The sequence below is a fragment of the Rouxiella aceris genome, assembly GCF_012933545.1.
Classification (GTDB): Bacteria; Pseudomonadota; Gammaproteobacteria; order Enterobacterales; family Enterobacteriaceae; genus Rouxiella; species Rouxiella aceris.
Genome location: NZ_JAADJU010000006.1, coordinates 270121 through 290345, shown reverse-complemented (window position 1 = coordinate 290345; position 20225 = coordinate 270121). Strand labels below are relative to the sequence as shown.

At 50.7% G+C, this 20225-nt stretch carries 15 protein-coding genes; 5 read left to right on the top strand and 10 right to left on the bottom strand.

The annotated features are described in order from the left end of the window. Positions 1 to 270: 270 nt before the first annotated feature. Together GW590_RS13380 and GW590_RS13375 are read left to right on the top strand one after the other, a co-directional pair. On the top strand, positions 271 to 483 hold the full coding sequence (locus tag GW590_RS13380) for a Hok/Gef family protein (RefSeq protein WP_169403544.1): 213 nt from the start codon (positions 271 to 273) through the stop codon (positions 481 to 483). A gap of 641 nt (positions 484 to 1124) precedes the next feature. Next, complete coding sequence (locus tag GW590_RS13375; protein WP_169403543.1) at positions 1125 to 2165, top strand: aminopeptidase; 1041 nt, start codon at positions 1125 to 1127, stop codon at positions 2163 to 2165. 204 nt (positions 2166 to 2369) lie between these two features. Here GW590_RS13375 and GW590_RS13370 read toward each other — a convergent pair whose 3' ends face one another. From GW590_RS13370 to GW590_RS13355, 4 genes are all read right to left on the bottom strand, one after another. Continuing rightward, entirely contained in the window at positions 2370 to 3104 is a 735-nt protein-coding gene (locus GW590_RS13370; protein WP_169403542.1) for a phosphoadenylyl-sulfate reductase, read from the bottom strand. A gap of 11 nt (positions 3105 to 3115) precedes the next feature. Then, on the bottom strand, positions 3116 to 4831 hold the full coding sequence (cysI, locus tag GW590_RS13365; protein ID WP_328803073.1) for an assimilatory sulfite reductase (NADPH) hemoprotein subunit: 1716 nt from the start codon (positions 4829 to 4831) through the stop codon (positions 3116 to 3118). Positions 4832 to 4845: 14 nt separating this feature from the next. After that, positions 4846 to 6648, bottom strand: a complete 1803-nt coding sequence (gene cysJ / locus GW590_RS13360; protein ID WP_169403540.1) for an NADPH-dependent assimilatory sulfite reductase flavoprotein subunit — start codon at positions 6646 to 6648, stop codon at positions 4846 to 4848. Between the two features lie 326 nt (positions 6649 to 6974). Continuing rightward, the gene (locus tag GW590_RS13355) at positions 6975 to 8024 is read right to left on the bottom strand and encodes a hypothetical protein (RefSeq protein WP_169403539.1); all 1050 of its coding nucleotides are present in this window, start codon (positions 8022 to 8024) and stop codon (positions 6975 to 6977) included. Positions 8025 to 8195: 171 nt separating this feature from the next. Here GW590_RS13355 and queD point away from each other — a divergent pair, with 171 nt between their 5' ends. Beyond that, on the top strand, positions 8196 to 8555 hold the full coding sequence (gene queD / locus GW590_RS13350) for a 6-carboxytetrahydropterin synthase QueD (RefSeq protein WP_169403538.1): 360 nt from the start codon (positions 8196 to 8198) through the stop codon (positions 8553 to 8555). 82 nt (positions 8556 to 8637) lie between these two features. Here the strand turns inward: queD and queE are convergent, their stop codons facing one another. Continuing rightward, on the bottom strand, positions 8638 to 9309 hold the full coding sequence (gene queE, locus GW590_RS13345; protein WP_169403616.1) for a 7-carboxy-7-deazaguanine synthase QueE: 672 nt from the start codon (positions 9307 to 9309) through the stop codon (positions 8638 to 8640). Positions 9310 to 9663: 354 nt separating this feature from the next. On the opposite strand from queE, the gene GW590_RS13340 reads away from it, so the two are divergent. Together GW590_RS13340 and tatA are read left to right on the top strand one after the other, a co-directional pair. After that, complete coding sequence (locus GW590_RS13340) at positions 9664 to 11286, top strand: hypothetical protein (protein ID WP_169403537.1); 1623 nt, start codon at positions 9664 to 9666, stop codon at positions 11284 to 11286. 196 nt (positions 11287 to 11482) lie between these two features. Continuing rightward, entirely contained in the window at positions 11483 to 11734 is a 252-nt protein-coding gene (gene tatA, locus GW590_RS13335; RefSeq protein ID WP_169403536.1) for a twin-arginine translocase TatA/TatE family subunit, read from the top strand. A gap of 262 nt (positions 11735 to 11996) precedes the next feature. Here tatA and eno read toward each other — a convergent pair whose 3' ends face one another. The 5 genes from eno to rlmD form a co-directional block, all read right to left on the bottom strand. Continuing rightward, positions 11997 to 13292, bottom strand: a complete 1296-nt coding sequence (gene eno, locus GW590_RS13330; RefSeq protein ID WP_169403535.1) for a phosphopyruvate hydratase — start codon at positions 13290 to 13292, stop codon at positions 11997 to 11999. 83 nt (positions 13293 to 13375) lie between these two features. Then, entirely contained in the window at positions 13376 to 15013 is a 1638-nt protein-coding gene (gene pyrG / locus GW590_RS13325; protein ID WP_169403534.1) for a glutamine hydrolyzing CTP synthase, read from the bottom strand. A 339-nt stretch (positions 15014 to 15352) separates the two neighbouring features. Then, positions 15353 to 16171, bottom strand: coding sequence for a nucleoside triphosphate pyrophosphohydrolase (mazG, locus tag GW590_RS13320; RefSeq protein WP_169403533.1), 819 nt, complete (start codon positions 16169 to 16171; stop codon positions 15353 to 15355). Between the two features lie 128 nt (positions 16172 to 16299). Beyond that, on the bottom strand, positions 16300 to 18546 hold the full coding sequence (gene relA / locus GW590_RS13315; protein WP_169403532.1) for a GTP diphosphokinase: 2247 nt from the start codon (positions 18544 to 18546) through the stop codon (positions 16300 to 16302). 119 nt (positions 18547 to 18665) lie between these two features. Then, positions 18666 to 20051 (bottom strand): 23S rRNA (uracil(1939)-C(5))-methyltransferase RlmD, encoded by a 1386-nt coding sequence (gene rlmD / locus GW590_RS13310; protein ID WP_169403531.1) that lies wholly within the window; start codon positions 20049 to 20051, stop codon positions 18666 to 18668. Positions 20052 to 20225: the final 174 nt, after the last annotated feature.

Here is a 20225-nt window from a genome sequence, read left to right as displayed (position 1 = left end):
CTGCGGGCTGGCTTTTTTAATTACCGGCTGTATTGCCGATAAAACTCATTTAATATTTAAATAAATTAAATCAACATAATGAGAGGTGTCTCATAGCCACTTTTCAATGCCGGACAAAAACACTATCAATATTGATTTTACTCTCGTCGAATAAATTGATTACTGATACTCTTTGGGCGGGTGCTCTGGATCTTTTGGTCCTGAGCATAATGCAATGGACAAAAAGAGAAAGGCCCCGAATTGATATTTATCAACCCGAGGCCACTCTGTATGTCAGACAACATCAGGTTAGCCTCTTACCCGCCGAAAGGCAAGGACGAGGAGGCCATCATGCCGCAAAAAATAGTTGTACTCAGTCTGGTTGTTATCTGCGTAACTATTGTTATGTTTACCTGGATAACTCGTAATACGCTTTGCGAGTTACGGATCAGACAAGGCAGCACGGAGGTAGCGGCCATTATGGCCTGTGACTCTTTAAGGTAAAGCAATCCAAGGAGGGGGTTCGCCCCCGCCTGTCGGACAGGCAGAGTTCCTGAGCACCCGCTTAATTTCTTAGCCAGCTTGCGGGCTGGCTTTTTTAATTACCGACTGCCTTACTGACAAAGCTCACCCTCAAATTTAAATAAATTAAAAAAATATAATTACAAGGGTATTTTAGCCATTTATCACACCAGGATAAAAATAACATTATCACTTGCCACTATATTTAATATTTTTATTTTATCAAAAACAAGTAAACCATAATTATGATAAATATAATATATCTCTGTTTACCAACAGGGGATAACGCAAAAAAATGATAGCCGGTAACCCAAGACGTGCCAGCTTAAGTAGCAAGTACGATATAACGCTTGCTCTCCTTATGTGGGTAGCCTTGGCAAACCTGGGGGCTGTTATGCGGTAACGGAGAATTGTATCTGCCGCAACCCTCACTGGCTCGATAAATGCCCTTTCGCAGCAGGCAATCCACCCGACGGGAGCATCAATCAAGAGATGCTTGATCCTGTATCGCAATATCAGCAAAAAAATCGTGCTTTTGAGATAACTGCAAATTGTTAATTGCGTCACACAATCGCATACTACTGGCCTACTATGCCCAGGATGCCTGATTAAGGATTTTCAGAATGTTTTCTCTTCGCCATGTTGCGTGCCCGGCCCTGTTAGTGATGCTCAGTGGGATCTACACCACTTACGCCGCAGCTCAACCCGTCAAGGCTCCCGCACTGGGCAAAATAGCAGACCAGCAAACGCGCCATATCGCCACCTATTACCCTGGGAGAATGGCAGGGAGTCCGGCAGAGTTGATTGCCGCTGATTATATCCAGCAAACACTGAGTAAAATGGGCTATCAAAGCCGGCTGCATGCCTTTGATGCACGCTATCTTTATAGCAGCCAAGATGGTCACCAAAATATGCACAGTGTTCATGCCACCTCGGTGATTGCCGATCGTCAGGGCGAGGTGCGCCAACAGATCGTGGTAATGGCCAACTTTGATACTTATCTGCCGCAAAGTGACAGTGACAGCAACCATAATCTGGGCGGTCTGACCCTGCAAGGCGTCGATGATAATGCCTCCGGCGTTGGTGTGATGCTGGAACTGGCACAGCGGATGAGTGAGATCCCGACCCACTACAGCCTGCGTTTTGTTGCCCTGAGTGCGCAGGAAGCCGGCGAGCAGGGGGCAAAAGACTATGTTGATAATCTCGGTGCCGAAGAGAAAAAACACACCTTATTGGTGATCAACCTCAGTTCGCTAATCGTCGGTGAACGACTCTATTTCAATAGCGGCGTCAATACCTCGGCGGCGGTCAGTAAGCTGTCTCGCGATAAAGCGCTAAGTATTGCTCGCCGTCTGGGGATCACCGCCACCAGCAGCCCTACCGGGGTTAGCTGTTGTGAAGGCTTGAAAACCCTGGACAGTGCGCATATTCCGCTGCTGCTGGTAACGGCCAGCGACTGGCAAGTAGGCAACAACGACGGGCAACAACAGCGGGCGATCAGTGAGCACTTCCCCACCGGCAGCAGCCGCCACCAGGGACAGATTGATAATCTGCAATATCTCGACCGTTATCTGCCAGGGCGTATTGCCAGTCGTGAAAAAGACAGCGTGCGTATCCTGCTGCCGTTGTTGAAAGAATTGGCTAATCCGCAAGACAAAAACTAAGGCGATGCTTTAGCAACAACGCAGCCCAAAAACAGCAAGGGGGAAACAACAGTTTCCCCTCAGACTGCTGACAAAGTCCATTATTAGGGAGAGCGCCCCTAGGTGTGCTATGCCCGGGTATCTCGATCATCAAGACGACTTTGTCATCAAACTCAGGGGAAACAACAGTTTCCCCTTTGACGGATTATGAAAACATCAACCGACTTAACCCTCGTGCAGACCACACTCGCGCTTAAGCCCAAAGAAACGGGTTTCCTCTTCAGTCATGCCCTCTTCCCATTTTTTGGTGGTATGAGTATCCCCGACCGACAGATAACCCTGTTCCCACAGCGGGTGATAGCTAAGCTCATGCTGTTTCAGGTACTGGAAGATCTGGCGGTTATCCCAGTCAATAATCGGCAGGATTTTGAATACCCCACGCTGTACTGCCAACACCGGCAGATTTGCCCGGCTGCCAGACTGGTCGCGCCGCAGCCCGGCAAACCAGGTTTGTGCACCCAACGCCTGCAAAGCCCGGTTCATTGGCTCAACTTTATTGATCTGGTTATAGCGTTCAATCCCTTCAACGCCCTGTTCCCACAGTTTACCGTAGCGCGCTTCCTGCCATGCGGCGGAGTGCTCCGCGCGGTAAACCTGTAAATTCAGGTTGAGTTTTTCCGTTAAGCTATCAATAAACTGATAGGTTTCCGGGAACAGGTAGCCGGTATCGGTGAGGATCACCGGAATATCGGCTTTCTGGCGGGTAACCAAATGCAGGCAAACCGCAGCCTGAATACCAAAGCTGGACGATAAGGTAAACTCGCCCGGCAGATTTTCCAGCGCCCAACTGACACGTTCTTGCGCCGAAAGCTTTTCCAGCTGGCCATTGATCTCAGCCAGGGCCAATGCCTGCCCGGACTTGGGCAAGGCATTTAATTCTGTAAGGGAGAGTACCGGCATATCGCCTCCAGTTAGTCGTAAAAGTCGCGGGCGGGATCGAGCACCGGCCTGATAATACCGGCGCGGATCACGTAATCGCCAAAGCCTTCATCTGCTTGCCGCTCTTGCGCCCAACGACCGACCAGTTCATCGATAATCGCCAGGATCTCAGTATCGGTAATGTTTTCACGGTACATCCGTGGGATACGTGTGCCAGCGCGGTTGCCTCCCAAATGCAGGTTATAGCGATTCAACGCCTTGCCCACCAGGCCAATTTCCGCCAACAGCGCGCGGCCACAGCCGTTAGGACAGCCGGTGACACGCAGAACGATATGTTCTTTGCCCACGCCGTGTTGATGCATTATGGCTTCAACTTTGCTGACAAACTCCGGCAAGAAGCGTTCGGCTTCGGCCATCGCCAGCGGACAGGTAGGGTAAGAGACGCAGGCCATGGAGTTTTTGCGCTGCTCGCTGACGCTATCATCAATCAGACCATGGTTACGCGCCAGGGTCTCGATGCGGTCCTTATCTTGCTCATCCACGCCAGCCACAATCAGATTCTGATTGGCGGTCAGGCGGAAATCGCCTTTGTGGATGCGGGCAATCTTTGCCAGCCCGGTTTTCAGCGGACGTCCTGGATAGTCGAGTATGCGGCCGTTTTCAATAAACAGCGTCAAATGCCACTGTTTATCGATGCCTTTTACCCAACCAATGCGATCGCCACGACCGGTAAATTCATACGGGCGAATGGCAGCAAAACTGATGCCGGCACGTTTTTCCACTTCGGCTTTAAAGGTGTCAACGCCAACGCGCTCAAGGGTATATTTGGTCTTGGCATTTTTACGGTTGGTACGATTGCCCCAGTCGCGTTGGGTGGTCACCACCGCTTCGGCTACGGCCAGCGTATGCTCAACGGCAATAAAACCCAGTTCACTGGCGGTACGGGCATAGGTCGCCTTATCGCCATGGGCAATGGATAAGCCACCACCGACCAGCACGTTAAACCCGATCAGTTTGCCGTTATCGGCAATGGCAACAAAATTCAGATCGTTGGCATGCAAATCAACATCGTTCTGCGGAGGAATCACCACCGTAGTTTTAAATTTGCGTGGCAGATAGGTTGGCCCAAGGATCGGCTCTTCGTCGGTAGTCTCGACTTTTTCCTGGTCCAGCCACACTTCGGCATATGCCCGTGTGCGTGGTAGCAAATGCTCGGAAATTTTCTTCGCCCACTGCCAGGCTTCCAAATGCAATTCGGACTCGACCGGGTTAGAGGTACAAAGCACGTTACGGTTAACGTCGTTAGCCGTGGCCAGGGCATCCAGTCCCAGTTTGTTCAATAGTTGATGAACCGGCTTAACGTTGGGCTTAAGAATGCCGTGAAACTGGAAAGTCTGACGGTTGGTAATACGGATGCTGCCATACAGCGTGCTGTCTGCGGCAAACTTGTCAATGCCCAGCCACTGTTCAGGGGTCATCACGCCACCGGGCAAGCGGCAGCGCAGCATCATGGCATGGCGCGGTTCCAGTTTCTGTTCGGCACGCTCAGCGCGGATATCACGGTCATCCTGCTGATACATGCCGTGGAAACGGATCAGCAAAAAGTTATCGCCGTTAAAGCCGCCGGTCAGGCCATCGTTGAGATCTTCAGCAATGGTGCCACGCAGAAAATTACTCTCTTTTTTAAGACGTTCTGCATCGGTCAACTTTCCTTCCACCACCAGCGGACCGGGATGTTTTTCATTTATCATTTCATTGCTCATTAATAGACATCTCGCTGATAACGACGCTCAAAGCGCAGGTCGCTTAAAAATTCGTCGGCGGCTTCCAGATCCAGATTGCCATGCTCGGCAATCAGTTCGAGCAGGGTCTGTTCCACGTCCTTGGCCATACGGTTGGCATCGCCGCAGACATAAATATGGGCACCCTGTTGCAACCATTGCCAGACTTCTGCGCCATTGGCACGCAGCTTGTCCTGCACATACACTTTTTGCGCCTGATCCCGTGACCAGGCCAGGTCGATGCGAGTCAGCAGGCCATCTTTGACATAGCGCTGCCATTCCACCTGGTAAAGGAAATCTTCGGTGAAGTGCGGATTACCAAAGAATAGCCAGTTTTTACCGCTGGCGCCTTCGGCTTCACGCTGTTGCATAAAGGCGCGGAAGGGGGCAATGCCGGTGCCAGGTCCAATCATGATAACCGGTGCGTCCGGGTCGGCAGGCAAACGGAAATTATCGTTATGCTCGATAAATACCCGCACCTCGCCGTCTTCGGCCAGACGATCGGCCAGATAGCCCGAAGCCCCACCGCTGCGCGCGCGACCATCAATTTCATAACGCACCGTACCGACGGTAATATGCACTTCAGTTTCTGATTCCGCCTGCGAGGAAGCAATGGAATAGAGACGAGGCGTCAATGGACGCAACAAATCAATCAGTTGCTGCGGCTCCAGTTCGGTTGGCGCGCGTCTGACCATATCCACAAAAGGCGTACTCTGGGCATACTGTTGCATTGCGCTCTTGTCACTCAGCAGTGCCAGCAGCTCGCTGTCGCGGCACAGGGCGGCATAGTTATCGACAATCACCGTAGTGTTCTGGGTAAGTTCGATATGGCGTTGCAACGCCTCGCTCAGAGGCAGGGTTTTGCCATGGACGGTAACGGGTTCATCGCCTTTTAACCACAGCAGTGCTATCAACTCGTTAACCAGCGCCGGGTCATTTTCAAACCAGACACCCAGTGCGTCACCAGGCTGGTAACGCAGCCCGGAATCGCCCAAATCGATCTCAATATGACGTACGTCTTTATCTGAATTACGGCCGGTAATTTTTTGATTTACCGACAAGGTCGCCGTCAGCGGAGCTTCTTTACTATAAGGGCTGCTGTCGAGCTGATTAACGCTGCCACTAATGGCAGTTGACTGAGCTACCGGGCCGGTTGTCGGCAGACGTTTTTTAAGCACCTCGACCACTTGCTGGCACCACTGTGCCGCCTGCTGCTGGTATTCCACGTCAGCGTCAACGCGATCCAGCAAACGCTCAGCCCCCAGTTCGCCAAGGCGGGTATCAAAATCCTTGCCCGCCTGACAGAAATGCTCGTAAGAGGTATCGCCAAGGCCAAACACAGCAAAGGCGGTATCCGCCATTTTTGGTGCTTTTTTAGAAGACAGAAACTTATGCAGCGCCACGGCTTCTTCGGCAGGTTCGCCTTCCCCTTGTGTCGAGGCGACGATCACCAGCAGTTTTTCCTGTGCGATCTGCTTAAACTTGTAATCGCCGGCATTCACCAGGTTAACGTTAAGCTCGGCGGCTTGCAGTGCATCACGCAACTGCTCGGCCAAACGGCGGGCATTACCGGTTTGCGAGGCGGAAATCAGGGTAACGGATGCTGCGGCTAACGCCGGGGCCGGGGTCGCTACCACGCCCAACTGCGGGTTGATCATTCCCCAAAAATAACCAGATAGCCAGGCTAACTGGGTTGGTGAATAGTCACCAATCGCCGTTTGCAGCCGTGCCATTTGCTCCGCGGTCAACGGGAGCAAAGATGTAGGAGGTGCCTGAGTCGTCATCGCGGTACGAATTCCCTTGTTGCCAAAGCCAGTGTCAGCCGGGGTCTGTGGACATTAAAAACAATCAGATAGTTTGTAAGGTTAACCAGCAGGATCATAACAATTAAATAAGCGATAGAAATAATAAATAACCAAAATGACTAAGTGGTTTTTCAGGTAGGATTTATCGATAAAAGTGTTAAGTCACGCATTATAGGCTACTGAAATCACTGACAAAAAATAGGCACTCTTTTCGACAATGGCAGATCATCGTTGCCAAATGAGAAAACCCCGCATTTGCGGGGTTAAAAATTTCTTTCAGTTCACCAGCTTACAGGCAGTTCCCCTCAGGGATTGAATTCATGCTGCTGCTCAAAATGGGAAAACTGGCCGGCGGCATACGCCGACATTTTGCTGCCGCTGTGTCCAATGTCAGGCAAGACCACAAAGTGCCAGTTAAACGGCAGATTGTTTAACTCCGCCTGCTGCTGCGAAATGGTGAAATAGTTTTCGGCGCGTTCCAGACGGTTGGCCCCTTGCGCCATCGCCTGTTTGGAATGACGTAACAAGCGGTTTTCAGGATCGTCGTCATTAGCGCCCACGGTAAACAGAATAGGTTTGGAGAAATAATCCCCCAGTTGGCTTTGCGTCACTTTCACCGGCGATTCGCGCAACCCATAGGGCCAGCGTTGGTCGGTATCAGGCAAGGTCCACCATCCGGCTGCGGCACAAATTGCCGCTTTGACTTCAGGCTGCGGCAACAGGGTCAACATACGATGGACAAACTGGCAACCGGCACTATTTCCAAACAGATAATACTGTGACTGGCTGGTAACACCTTGCTGGCGCAGGGCATCAAAAATATCGTTGACCAGTGCAAAACTCCACTGCGACTTAGGTAACCGGCGATGCGTTTTGGCATCCTGAATATTACCGAGGTTATAGCCATAGCTACCGGGAAAATCCTGCTCGTCAAAGCGCGGCACAATAATGCGAAAATGATATTGGTCAGCGACCTTGATCCAGTCATTGCGGTAGGTGGACGCGTTGCGATCTACCCCGGTCATCACCATGATCACCGGAGTAGTGGCATCACTACCGGCGGGTTGATAGGTAAAAACCTCCAGGAACTTCTTACTGCCGGTCAGGGGAAAGTGAAAACTGCCGCTACCATCGGCCTGAGTTTTGAACACAATAGCCGACGGCTTAGGGGGAGTCGTTGCCTCCGCCGGGGGTGTTTTGGTAACCTCTGTTGTTGCAGGCGCAGAGACAGCGGGGGCCGTCGTCGGCGCAGGTACCGCAGCAGACGCACTGCCATCGGCAGCAGGCAAATTATCGGCTTTGGCCGTCGCAGAAAACATCAGTAGTAGAACAACGCAACGCAGCACTCTAATCATTCACTATCTCAATAAGTTAAGATCCAACGCCCCCAATGCAAGTAATGGGGTCAACCCGAATAAATACACCTAAGCGCGATATCTGTATACGTAAACAGTAGATAACTCATGGCGCAACAGAGCCGTTTCCGTTAATATGCCGCGTTTTTTGCAGTCAACGAGACAGTGTTCATGACCACAACATTATTTAAAGATTTTCAGTTCGAAGCCGCTCATCACCTTCCGCATGTTCCCGCCGGGCACAAATGTGGTCGTCTGCATGGGCACTCTTTTACCGTACGTTTAGAAATAACCGGCGAAGTCGATGCTTACACCGGCTGGGTTATGGATTTTGCTGAGCTAAAAGCCGCATTCAAACCCACCCTCGATAGCCTGGATCATTACTATCTTAATGAGATCCCCGGTCTAGAGAATCCCACCAGCGAAGTTTTGGCACAGTGGATCTGGAACCGTATGAAAGTTCAGCTTCCGCTGTTAACTGCCGTTCGGGTTAAAGAGACCTGCACCGCGGGTTGCGTTTATCGCGGCTAAAGCCACTCGCCGTCAAGATGCAGCCAGGCAGCTTATGCCTCTGCAACTTGATGATGGCCCTTGCACCACTCATAGTGTTTTATCAGGCAATATTGAGATATTTATGAGTTTGCATTGAGAGTCGCCAATTTTTTGCAATGCAGGTCGCAATACACAGTCGGGTGGCGTCTTCTTTCTGGCTGATTGGCTGCAGCGCAATAATCCTCTCCTGGCGATCGTTAAGCGTAGCCAATAACTGCTCAAGTGCATCAATATCTCGCTGACGCGCCACCGGATGTTTGATTTCGTTGGCTCTTGCCAGTGCCTGCGGCAAAATATCATAACCACCGCGCATATTGACCTTAGGCGAGACCGTCACCCAGGTCTTTGCCGAACAACGCACTTCATGCGTGCCACTGGTTTCAATCTGGCAGCGGTAACCGGCAGACTCCAGCAACTCGGTCAACGGCCGCAAATCATAAATACAGGGTTCACCACCGGTGATCACTATATGTCGTGCACTATAGCCCTGATTAACCATAATCTGATGTAACTGTTCGGCGCTGGCGTTGCCCCAGGCGTCGCTCTCCTGCGTTTTCACCAGGATGCGTTGCATATCCACTTCACGCTCGGCAATTTTATCCCAGGTGTGCTTGGTGTCGCACCAGCTGCAGCCTACCGGGCAGCCCTGCAAACGAATAAAAATAGCCGGCACGCCGGTAAAATAGCCTTCCCCTTGCAGGGTTTGGAACATCTCGTTAATCGGGTACTGCATGTATATCTCAACGTTAAAGGAGTCAGCGGGCATTATCGCAGATCCTGCGAGCTGCGCCAAACCTATACAATCGGAGATTATGGTGTCTTCAATGCCGAAGCGCAGAGAAAGACAGTGGTAACCGGAGTCGTTCAGCAGCGATCCCCCTGACAACTATTTTGACATCGTTAAACGGACCGACCTGACGGGTTACAGATAATTCGCCCGCTCTGTTCAGCAATAACTCCCGCGCTATAGAATCCTCTGATTAATAAAAAGCCTTTTCCAATAGTTTCTTAAAATAGCTAAGTATAAATTCCGTCTTAATAAGATCTAACCACTATAAATAAACATCAACAAATGGACGAGGGTTTTATGAAGGATATTAACAATTCGAGAAGGAAATTTCTGATCGGCACTGGTGCATTAACTGTAGGCAGCGTGCTTCCTGGCGGCTTACTCTCGCAATATGCACTTGCTCTTCCAGTGGAAAAAAACACCTATTCCAGAATGAGCAATATCGCCAAAATAGATAGTGCCGCACCTTTTTCATCCATGCCAAACGAAGGGAAAACCGTCCTCAGGCAATTTGCTACCGATTTTTTAAAAAATCGTATAGAAAAAAGCTATAGCGAAGTTATCGGTAAAGTCTTAGGAAAAACACTATTGGGGACAATCTCCCCGGGGTTTGTAATAATTTTCGACTTAATCTTTCCGGGTAATGCCCCAACATGGGATGGCATAAAAGCAGAGATTGATAAGCGGATAAAAGAAGCGCTGGAACAATATGAGTTTGAACAAATTCAGAAAAAAATTCACGCCGTGCTTGATGCTTATTCACTGCGAATGGAGTCAGTTGAGGCCAATAATTCCAATATTGCCGATAAATCCGCATGGGATCTTGGTTCCCCGGCCGAATGGGAACCGCTTATTAATATGTGCCTTGAGATAAAAAATTACTTCTATAACAATAACAAATTCACAAGGCACTATGAGGCTGCGCAACTGGTTAGTGATTTTAATTTTATTTACTTTCTGTCACTCAACTCCAGACTGCAATGCTTTGAGCCAGGAGATAATATTGGTGGTACTCTTGCACTAATGCGAGAATTTATTACCGGACAATATGACTACCTTGGAAAGTTAGCCAATACAGCCTATTTCGATATTCATGGCGAAAAGGATATCGGGTTGACTGATATTGGTACAACAGGTTTTGGGCAATGGCGCACAGTTAATATTTATCCTTATACCAATCCTGGCAACACCTCCACGTCATTATCCGGATATGACCAATGGGATAGCATTCGCTGGACACATGATATGATCAGAGAACGTATTCGACTCTATCTTCTTATGAATACACAGATTATGAACATGTGTGAAGCTCAAACGGTGATGATGAATGGTTTTAAAAAATTCGATGGAACCATTTTGAGTTTTAATGCGAGCAAAATGCTAACCAATTTTATCAGTAATACTTATTGTAAAGAGATGAATCGACTGCAGCAATTAACTCCTTACTCGGACGGCGGGGGTTACTCAGGGCTTACCCTACCTGCCTACCAGACATACTATGAATCCGGAAATTATAATTTTAAACTCAATGATGGCTTTTGCACTATCTATGGTGACGATGGTAATGGCTTGGTAGATTATGGCCCAGGTGATTATCCAAATATTATTAACCAGAATGATCAATCACCGGGCCTTAATATGAAATACATTCATGTCAGGCGAGGATTTAGAGTATTCCTGTTCCCCGAAGCCAATTATAAAGGCAACGTTTTTGCCACCCCGAGGGTGACGGACTTCTCTGAACTGGGTAATTACACGCCCAGCTTTAAAGTGAAAAGTATGAAAATTCGAATTGAACCGGAATTTTGGTTTGGAGACATTAAAGAAAAAACCATTGGCCGTTTACCCAAACTGGGCAGAAGCAGTGATGATGTACTTAATAATCAGATACCTGACATCATAATAGCAGCGAAACCGTAGCAGAAACCACTGATGCACGCACAGAGCAAGGCTATCATTTATCCTAACCTGGCTTACTTTGAATGTCTTGCGCTATCGCCAGGCAATAGCTGACGGAAATCTATCCGATCTGGATACGATAATTCCTGTTTCATCGTTTATACCAAGGCGTATATCCCGCACGCCTTTAATTATTATTTGGCAATAAGGAATATATATGGCGGGCATAAGTATCTGGCAGTTATTAATTATCGTCATTATTGTGGTTCTGCTTTTTGGCACCAAAAAGCTGAGCTCACTGGGGGCCGACCTGGGGACGTCAATCAAAGGTTTTAAAAATGCCATGAGTGATGAAGACAACAAATATGCATCGCTGGAAAATGCCGATTTGCCGCAGGAACTACGAGCTCAAAAACAGCCTGAGGCTGACGAAGGGCACACAAAACGCCAACATAAAGAACAAGTGTGATCTGGATATGATACAGGTTGGAGTGAACGGCTGCTCGTTTTGTCAAACTTACGGCATGGGAGGCTATGACCAGGGAGGGTGTAGATAATATTAGCGGAGAATATCTTGCGATACTCTCCGCTAATTTTTAGAACAACAGAACTGAATACTGTTTTCAGACACCTCGCCAAAACCTTCCGTACTATCGGGTTGGTTTAGTAGCGCTGAGTGATTAGATATCTCTCAGCGCCGCAGCGGGTTGCTGCAAAGCCAGGGCCAGTAATTACTGACCTTTAACTTCTTTCAGACCGTTGAAAGGAGCGCGTGAACCCAGCGCTTCTTCGATACGGATCAGTTGGTTGTACTTGGCAACACGGTCAGAACGGCTCATAGAACCAGTTTTGATTTGGCCAGCTGCAGTACCTACCGCCAGGTCAGCGATAGTTGCATCTTCGGTTTCGCCTGAACGGTGAGAGATGATGGCAGTGTAGCCAGCGTCTTTCGCCATTTTGATCGCAGCCAGAGTTTCGGACAGTGAACCGATCTGGTTGAATTTGATCAGGATGGAGTTAGCGATGCCTTTATCGATACCTTCTTTCAGGATCTTGGTGTTGGTTACGAACAGATCGTCACCAACCAGCTGGATTTTGTCGCCCAGGACTTTGGTCTGGTAAGCAAAACCATCCCAGTCAGATTCGTCCAAACCGTCTTCGATAGAAACGATTGGGTAATCTTTGGTCAGGTCTTCCAGGAAGTGGGTGAACTCTTCAGAAGTGAACGCTTTGTTGTTCTCGCCAGCCAGCACATATTTGCCGTCTTTGTAGAACTCGGAAGCCGCACAGTCCATTGCCAGAGTGATGTCTTTGCCCAGCACATAACCGGCAGCTTTTACTGCTTCAGCGATAACAGCCAGTGCTTCTGCGTTAGAACCCAGGTTTGGCGCATAGCCACCTTCGTCACCAACAGCAGTACCCATACCTTTGGATTTCAGAACTTTAGCCAGGGTGTGGAACACTTCAGAACCCATACGCACAGCTTCTTTCAGAGTTTTAGCGCCAACAGGCTGGATCATGAATTCCTGGATGTCGACGTTGTTGTCGGCATGTTCGCCGCCGTTGATGATGTTCATCATAGGCAGTGGCATAGAGAATACGCCTGGGGTGCCATTCAGTTCAGCGATGTGCTCATACAGAGGCATGCCTTTTGAAGCAGCAGCCGCTTTAGCAGCAGCCAGGGAAACAGCCAGAATCGCGTTAGCACCGAATTGAGATTTGTTTTCGGTACCATCGAGGTCGATCATGATCTTGTCGATGTTAGCCTGGTCTTTCGCGTCTTTACCCATTACTGCCTGAGCGATAGGACCGTTAACCGCTGCAACTGCTTTGGTTACGCCTTTGCCCAGGAAACGGGATTTGTCGCCGTCACGTAATTCCAGCGCTTCGCGAGAACCTGTTGATGCACCTGATGGCGCAGCAGCCAGACCTACGAAACCGCCTTCCAGATGAACTTCAGCTTCTACGGTCGGGTTACCACGGGAGTCGATGATTTCACGACCGAGCACTTTAACGATTTTGGACATTAGGATTTCCTCAGTACAAGTTAAACTAAAGCTTCAGACAAGTGATGCACCGCACTCGGGCGGCACATCGCTTCCCTTGTATTTTATTTTACCTGACGCTTCTGATACTCACCGGCAGCCTTCACAAAGCCTGCAAACAACGGGTGACCATCACGCGGCGTAGACGTAAATTCCGGATGGAACTGGCAAGCAACAAACCATGGGTGGTTTGGCAACTCGATAATTTCCACCAGTTGCTTATCGCCAGAGCGACCTGCTACGCGTAAACCCGCTGCTTCGATAGGTTTCAACAGCATATTGTTTACTTCATAGCGGTGACGATGACGTTCAACTATAGTCGGCTCACCGTACATCTGGCGAACCAGGCTACCTTCGGTCAGGTGGCATTGTTGTCCACCGACACGCATAGTGCCGCCTAAATCACTGTTTTCGGAACGCACTTCGACGTTACCGTTTTCATCGCGCCATTCGGTAATCAGTGCCACGACAGGGTACTTACAGTCTGGCACAAATTCGGTAGAGTTGGCGTTTTCCATGCCCACGACATTACGGGCAAACTCCATCAGCGCGACCTGCATACCCAGGCAAATGCCCAGATAAGGAATATTGTTTTCACGGGCATAGCGGGCAGTCATTACCTTGCCTTCTACGCCGCGATAGCCGAAGCCACCAGGGATCAAAATCGCATCCAGCCCCTTGAGCATTTCCACGCCGCGGGTTTCTACATCCTGGGAATCGATCAGCTTGATATTGACCGTCAGACGGTTTTTCAGGCCAGCGTGTTTCAACGCTTCGATCACTGACTTGTAGGCATCTGGCAGTTCGGTATATTTACCGACCATACCGATAGATACTTCGCCGCCCGGGTTGGCTTCTTCGTAGACAACCTGTTCCCATTCGGCCAAGTCGGCTTCTTTGCAGCTTAAGCTGAATCGTTTACAAATATAATCGTCCAGGCCCTGTGATTTCAATAGCGCCGGGATTTTATAAATGGAATCAACGTCTTTTAATGAGATAACCGCTTTCTCTGGCACGTTGCAGAACAGGGCGATTTTTGCTCTTTCGTTGGCAGGAACCGAGCGATCGGAACGACAGATCAGCACGTCTGGCTGAATACCGATGGATAGCAGTTCTTTTACGGAGTGTTGCGTCGGTTTGGTTTTCACTTCACCGGCGGCAGCCATATAAGGCACCAGGGTCAGGTGCATATACAGCGTATGTTCACGGCCGACATCTACCGCCATCTGGCGAATAGCTTCAAGGAAAGGCAAAGACTCGATGTCACCTACGGTGCCGCCGATTTCGACCAATACCACGTCATGCCCTTCACCGCCTTCAATGATGCGTTCTTTGATGGCGTTGGTGATATGCGGGATAACCTGGATAGTCGCACCGAGATAATCACCCCGACGCTCTTTGCGCAGGACATCGGAATAAATACGACCGGTGGTGAAGTTATTGCGACGGGTCATTTTGGTACGAATAAAACGTTCGTAGTGACCCAGATCGAGATCGGTTTCCGCGCCATCTTCGGTAACGAAGACTTCCCCATGCTGGGTTGGGCTCATGGTACCCGGATCCACGTTGATGTAGGGATCGAGTTTCATGATGGTAACGTTCAGGCCACGGGCTTCGAGAATAGCCGCCAAAGAGGCTGCGGCAATGCCTTTACCCAGAGAGGATACGACCCCGCCGGTCACAAAAATATAATTAGTTGTCATGCTGAACCTGAGAGGTTAGGTTTAAAGACGATGGAATAACCAAGACGGGAAAGCAGTATACCCGAACCTTGAGTGCGCCACAAACAATCGTTTTACTCTCTTCACCTGCCGACCCTCCGGCAACCCCTCGCCTTGACACTTTGGGTCTGAACATCGTAAAACCCTTATAAAACAGACAACTAATGTGAAATATTTAAAATAATAAGGCGTAGACGACAAAAAAACGCTTTATAATTCAATTTATTAACTTTTATGGCCTTTGCCGCCACTTTATTGACGAAAGCTATGTTAGCAGCGGCGTGTTACGGGATCTTGATATTGATCACAGCAACGTAAATTTTAATTAGCCCCTGATTTTTCCAGCTGTTTGACCTGTTGCCAGGCCTCTTCCATCTGTTCCAGGCTGGCCTCTTCCATTTTCAGACCGGCATGGTGAATTATTTGCTCAACCTGACGAAAACGACGTTCAAATTTGCGATTGGCCGCCTGAAGCGCGCCCTCGGCCTTATGACCCAGGTGCCGTGACAGATTGACGGTCGCAAACAGCATATCGCCAATTTCCTCGCCCAGTTTCTCTTCGTCGACCACTGCCTGTTTGGCTTCAAACATCACTTCGTCGATCTCTTCATAGACCTTGTCCAGCACCGGTCCCAGCGTCGTCCAGTCAAAGCCGACGTTGGCGCAACGTTTCTGGATCTTGTGCGCCTTCATCAAGGCCGGCAGGTTGCCAGGAATATCGTCCAGCGCCGAGAACAGAGCTTTATCCGCGCGCTCCTGCGTCTTGCCTTTCTCCCAGTTCACCAACACATCACGACTGGTTAACGCCGCTGGCGTGGTGTTTTCAACGTTGAAAATATGCTCATGGCGCCGCTCGAGTTTGTCTGAAATGGCGGTACAGATATCATCAAAGTCAAATAATCCCTGCTCGCTGCCCATCTGGGCGTAAAACACCACCTGGAACAGCAGATCACCCAGCTCATCGCGCAGATCGGCAAAATCCTGGCGTTCAATGGCGTCGAGCACTTCGTAAGTCTCTTCCAGGGTATAAGGGGCGATAGTGGCGAAAGTCTGCTCTTTATCCCACGGGCAACCGGCAACCGGGTCGCGCAGTGTTTTCATGATAGACAGCAGGCGTTGCAGAGGGGGCAAAGTGGTCATAGTGATCGTCCGTTTTCGTTACCGGTAAAACAGGCCCGGATATCGGACCTTGAGAGAGGTCCCGCTGTTGCAGGATACCGCGGCGTCTGATGCCTGACAGTACCCTGCAACAGCGGGCATAGCGCGTCTCAACTGCCGTGCAATCGTTTGGCGTCGATCACATCGGGAAGCTGATTGAGTTTGGCAATCACCCGACTCAACACCTGCGGGTTGTAGATCTCGATATCCATATCGATGGTTGCCAACTGTTTTTTGGTATCACTCCTGCTGGCCACGCCAAGCACGTTAACTTTTTCGTTGGCCAGAATGGTGGTGATATCACGCAGCAGGCCACTCCTGTCGTTGGCCACCACGCGCAGCACCAGCGAATAACCACTGGAGTAGCTTTCGCCCCAGACGGCGTCAACGATACGTTCCGGCGCATGGGAGCGAAGATCTTCAAGCTGATCGCAGTCGGCACGGTGAATGGAAATACCGCGCCCCTGGGTGATAAAGCCGACGATTTCGTCGCCCGGGATCGGTTGGCAGCAGCGGGCAATGTGGTGCATCAGATTGCCGACGCCTTCTACCACCACGCGGCCATTGTCCTTGGCACCGTTACGCACCGGCGGCCGGGTGCTTTTCTGCGTCAGCTGACGTAACGCTTCGCTGTCTAGCTGCTCGGCGCTCGGTTTCTTCAACTGTGACTGCAGATAGTTGGCCATCTGGTTCAGGCGAATATCACCATTGCCAATCGCCGCCAGGATCTCGTCGAGCGAATGCACGTTATAACGCGGCAACAGCAGTTTTTCGGCATCTTTCAGACTGATATCCAGACGATCGAGCTCCTCGTCGAGGATCTGTCTGCCCGCCAAAATGTTTTTGTCGCGATCCTGCTTGCGGAACCAGTTGTGAATTTTTGAGCGGCCACGGCTGGTAGTAATATAACCGAGGCTTGGATTCAGCCAGTCGCGGCTTGGGTTCGGGTGCTTCTGGGTAATCACCTCCACCTGGTCGCCCATCTGTAACTGATAGGTAAAGGGCACAATACGCCCGCCAATCTTGGCACCGATGCAGCGGTGACCGACATCGCTGTGGATATGATAGGCAAAGTCCAGCGGCGTCGAACCCATCGGCAGATCGACCACATCCCCCTTCGGCGTAAAGACATACACCCGATCGTCGAATACCTGACTGCGTACTTCGTCGAGCATTTCGCCGGAATCGGCCATCTCTTCCTGCCAGGCAATCAGCTTGCGCAGCCAGGCGATACGCCCTTCATAGCCCCCGCTGCGGCCACCGACCACGGCAGTACCTTCTTTGTATTTCCAGTGGGCAGCGACACCCAGTTCGGCATCTTCATGCATTTGTCGGGTACGGATCTGTACCTCGAGAGTTTTGCCACGCGGTCCCAGCACCACGGTATGTATCGACTGATAACCGTTCGGCTTGGGGTTGGCGACATAGTCATCAAACTCATCGGGCAGATGACGGAAATGGGTGTGGACAATACCTAAAGCGGCGTAGCAGTCCTGCAAACGTTCTACCACCACGCGCACCGCACGCACGTCGAACAGTTCGTCAAAGGAGAGGGATTTTTTCTGCATCTTGCGCCAGATGCTGTAGATATGTTTTGGCCGACCATAGACGTCGACTTTGATGCCCTCTTCTGCCATGGCGCTGCGCACGGTGGAGACAAAGTCATCAATATATTGTTCGCGGTCGATGCGGCGTTCGTGCAGCAGTTTGGCGATGCGCTTATATTCGTCCGGGTGCAGATAACGGAAGCAAAAATCCTCCAGCTCCCATTTTAACTGGCCAATACCCAGGCGGTTGGCCAGTGGGGCGTAGATATTGCTACACTCCTTGGCCGCCAGCACGCGCTCCTCTTCCGGCGCGTCTTTGACTTCGCGCAGATGGGCAATACGTTCGGCAAGCTTTAACACCACGCAGCGGAAATCTTCCACCATGGCCAGCAGCATGCGGCGGACGTTATCCACCTGCTCGGCGCCCATGGAGTCGTCATTTTGCGTCGCTTTAAGCTGACGAATGGCATCCATATCACGCACACCCTGCACCAGGTCGGTAATCCCCTTGCCAAACTGCTCGGTCAGCGTGTTTTCATCGATAATGCCATCATCAACCAGCGGGAACAGCAGCGCCGCGCGCATACTGTCGATATCCATACTCAGGGTGGAAAGGATTTCGACCATTTCCAGCCCGCGCCACAGCAGCAGCGAGGCATCAGGATGTCCTTGCGTCTGTTTTTCGCAGTAACGCCAGGTTTCGGCTAAACGCTCACATGATTGCGGGCTGGAGATGCCTAAAGTTGTGATCCACTCGTCAAGCGCAAATTCGCCAGCCGTATTCAAATGTGCACTTCTTACCGCAACCATAACCTCTCCCTACGTTTCTGGTATACCCGTCGTACTTGAACACCCGCGTCGTTCCAATGAACGCGCTGGAGTGCCCGTTTGCTGCCCTGCGGCAACGCCCATCACTCTGGGTATATAATTTAAGCACCAGACTGGTTGATAAACAAAGCCATCGATTCAAGATGACCGGTATGCGGGAACATATCCAGCATCCGCACCTCGGCCAGTCGATAGCCCGCCGCCAACAAAATCTTGCTGTCGCGCGCCAGCGTCGTGGGATTGCAAGAGACATACACCACCCGCCGGGGATCCAACTTTATAATATGCGCCATGACACCGGCCGCACCGGCACGCGCAGGATCCAATAACACTTTATCGAATCCTTGCACCGCCCAGGGTTGCCGGCTCACGTCGTCCTCAAGATTCTCATGGAAAAAAGAGACATGGGATAAATGATTACGCTTAGCGTTATCTTGCCCATTCGCCACCAGCGTGGCAACTCCTTCTATGCCGACAACCTGCTTTGCCCGTTTTGCCATCGGCAAGGTAAAGTTGCCCATACCGCAAAACAGATCCAAAACGCGGTCCTGCGGCTGAATATCCAGCCAGGTTAACGCCTGGGCGACCATTTTTTGGTTTACCGCTGCATTAACCTGAATAAAATCTCGCGGACTGAAATAGAGGTCTACGCCGTCAATCTGGTAAAAGGGAGCCTCACCGCACAGCTTTTCCAGTTCATCGCTGTCGGCAGCCAAAAACAACGCCAACTGATGCTGCCGGGCAAAGTCCAGCAGATGTTGACGATCGGCGTCATCCAGCGGATCAAGATGGCGCAGCACCACCACCGGACCGTTATCCGCCAACACCAATTCCACGTGTCCCAGACGGTTAACTGCGTTAAGCCTGGACAAACAGTGGTGCAGTGGCACCAACAGTTGCTCCAGTTCCGGGCGTAACACCGGACACCGGGTGACATTCACCAGCGAGTTTGACCCTTCCTGGCGAAACCCCATAACCAGTGTTGCCGAGGTCTGCGCCGTCTTTTTGGGGATTTTCCCCAGCGTCGGCATATTCTTTGCTCCCGCCTTGGCGCAAGCAATCTGCAAGCCAAGTTTTGCCCGACGGCGATAACCGTAGGGTTGATCGGCAATGACCGCTGCCGGTTCAACATTGATGCCGGTCTCGCGGGCCATCAAATGCAGTAGCGCCTCAGCCTTGCTGCTTTGCTGCAAGGCCACGCTGGCATGTTGCTGTTGGCAGCCACCACACACCGAAAAATGTGGGCAGGCGGGGGTAATCCGTTGCTCGCTGGTGGTCAGTAAACGCTTGACCCGCCCTTTGGCGTAGTGGCGTTTATCCTCGCTCAGTGTCACTTCTGCCTGTTCACCCGGCAGCAGCCCGCTGACAAAAATTGCTTTACCGTTATGGTGAGCTACCCCTTGTCCAAAGACATCCAGGTCAGTTGCCGTTACCGTTATCGTTTGCCGGGTCGTTACGCGCCGGTTGGGGGAGTAAAATTGGGCCATGATTGTTGTTTGCACACTGGTTTATTAAACTTATACCCTTCATCTTGTATGTTGCAGATGTATTGGCGTCTCTTGTCCCTGTTACTCACCGAAGTCGGCGTCCGGTGAGGTGTACACTTGCCGCATCCAGCACATAGACAGCCGTTGCTTCTGTCACTATTGTCTTAGGCGTGA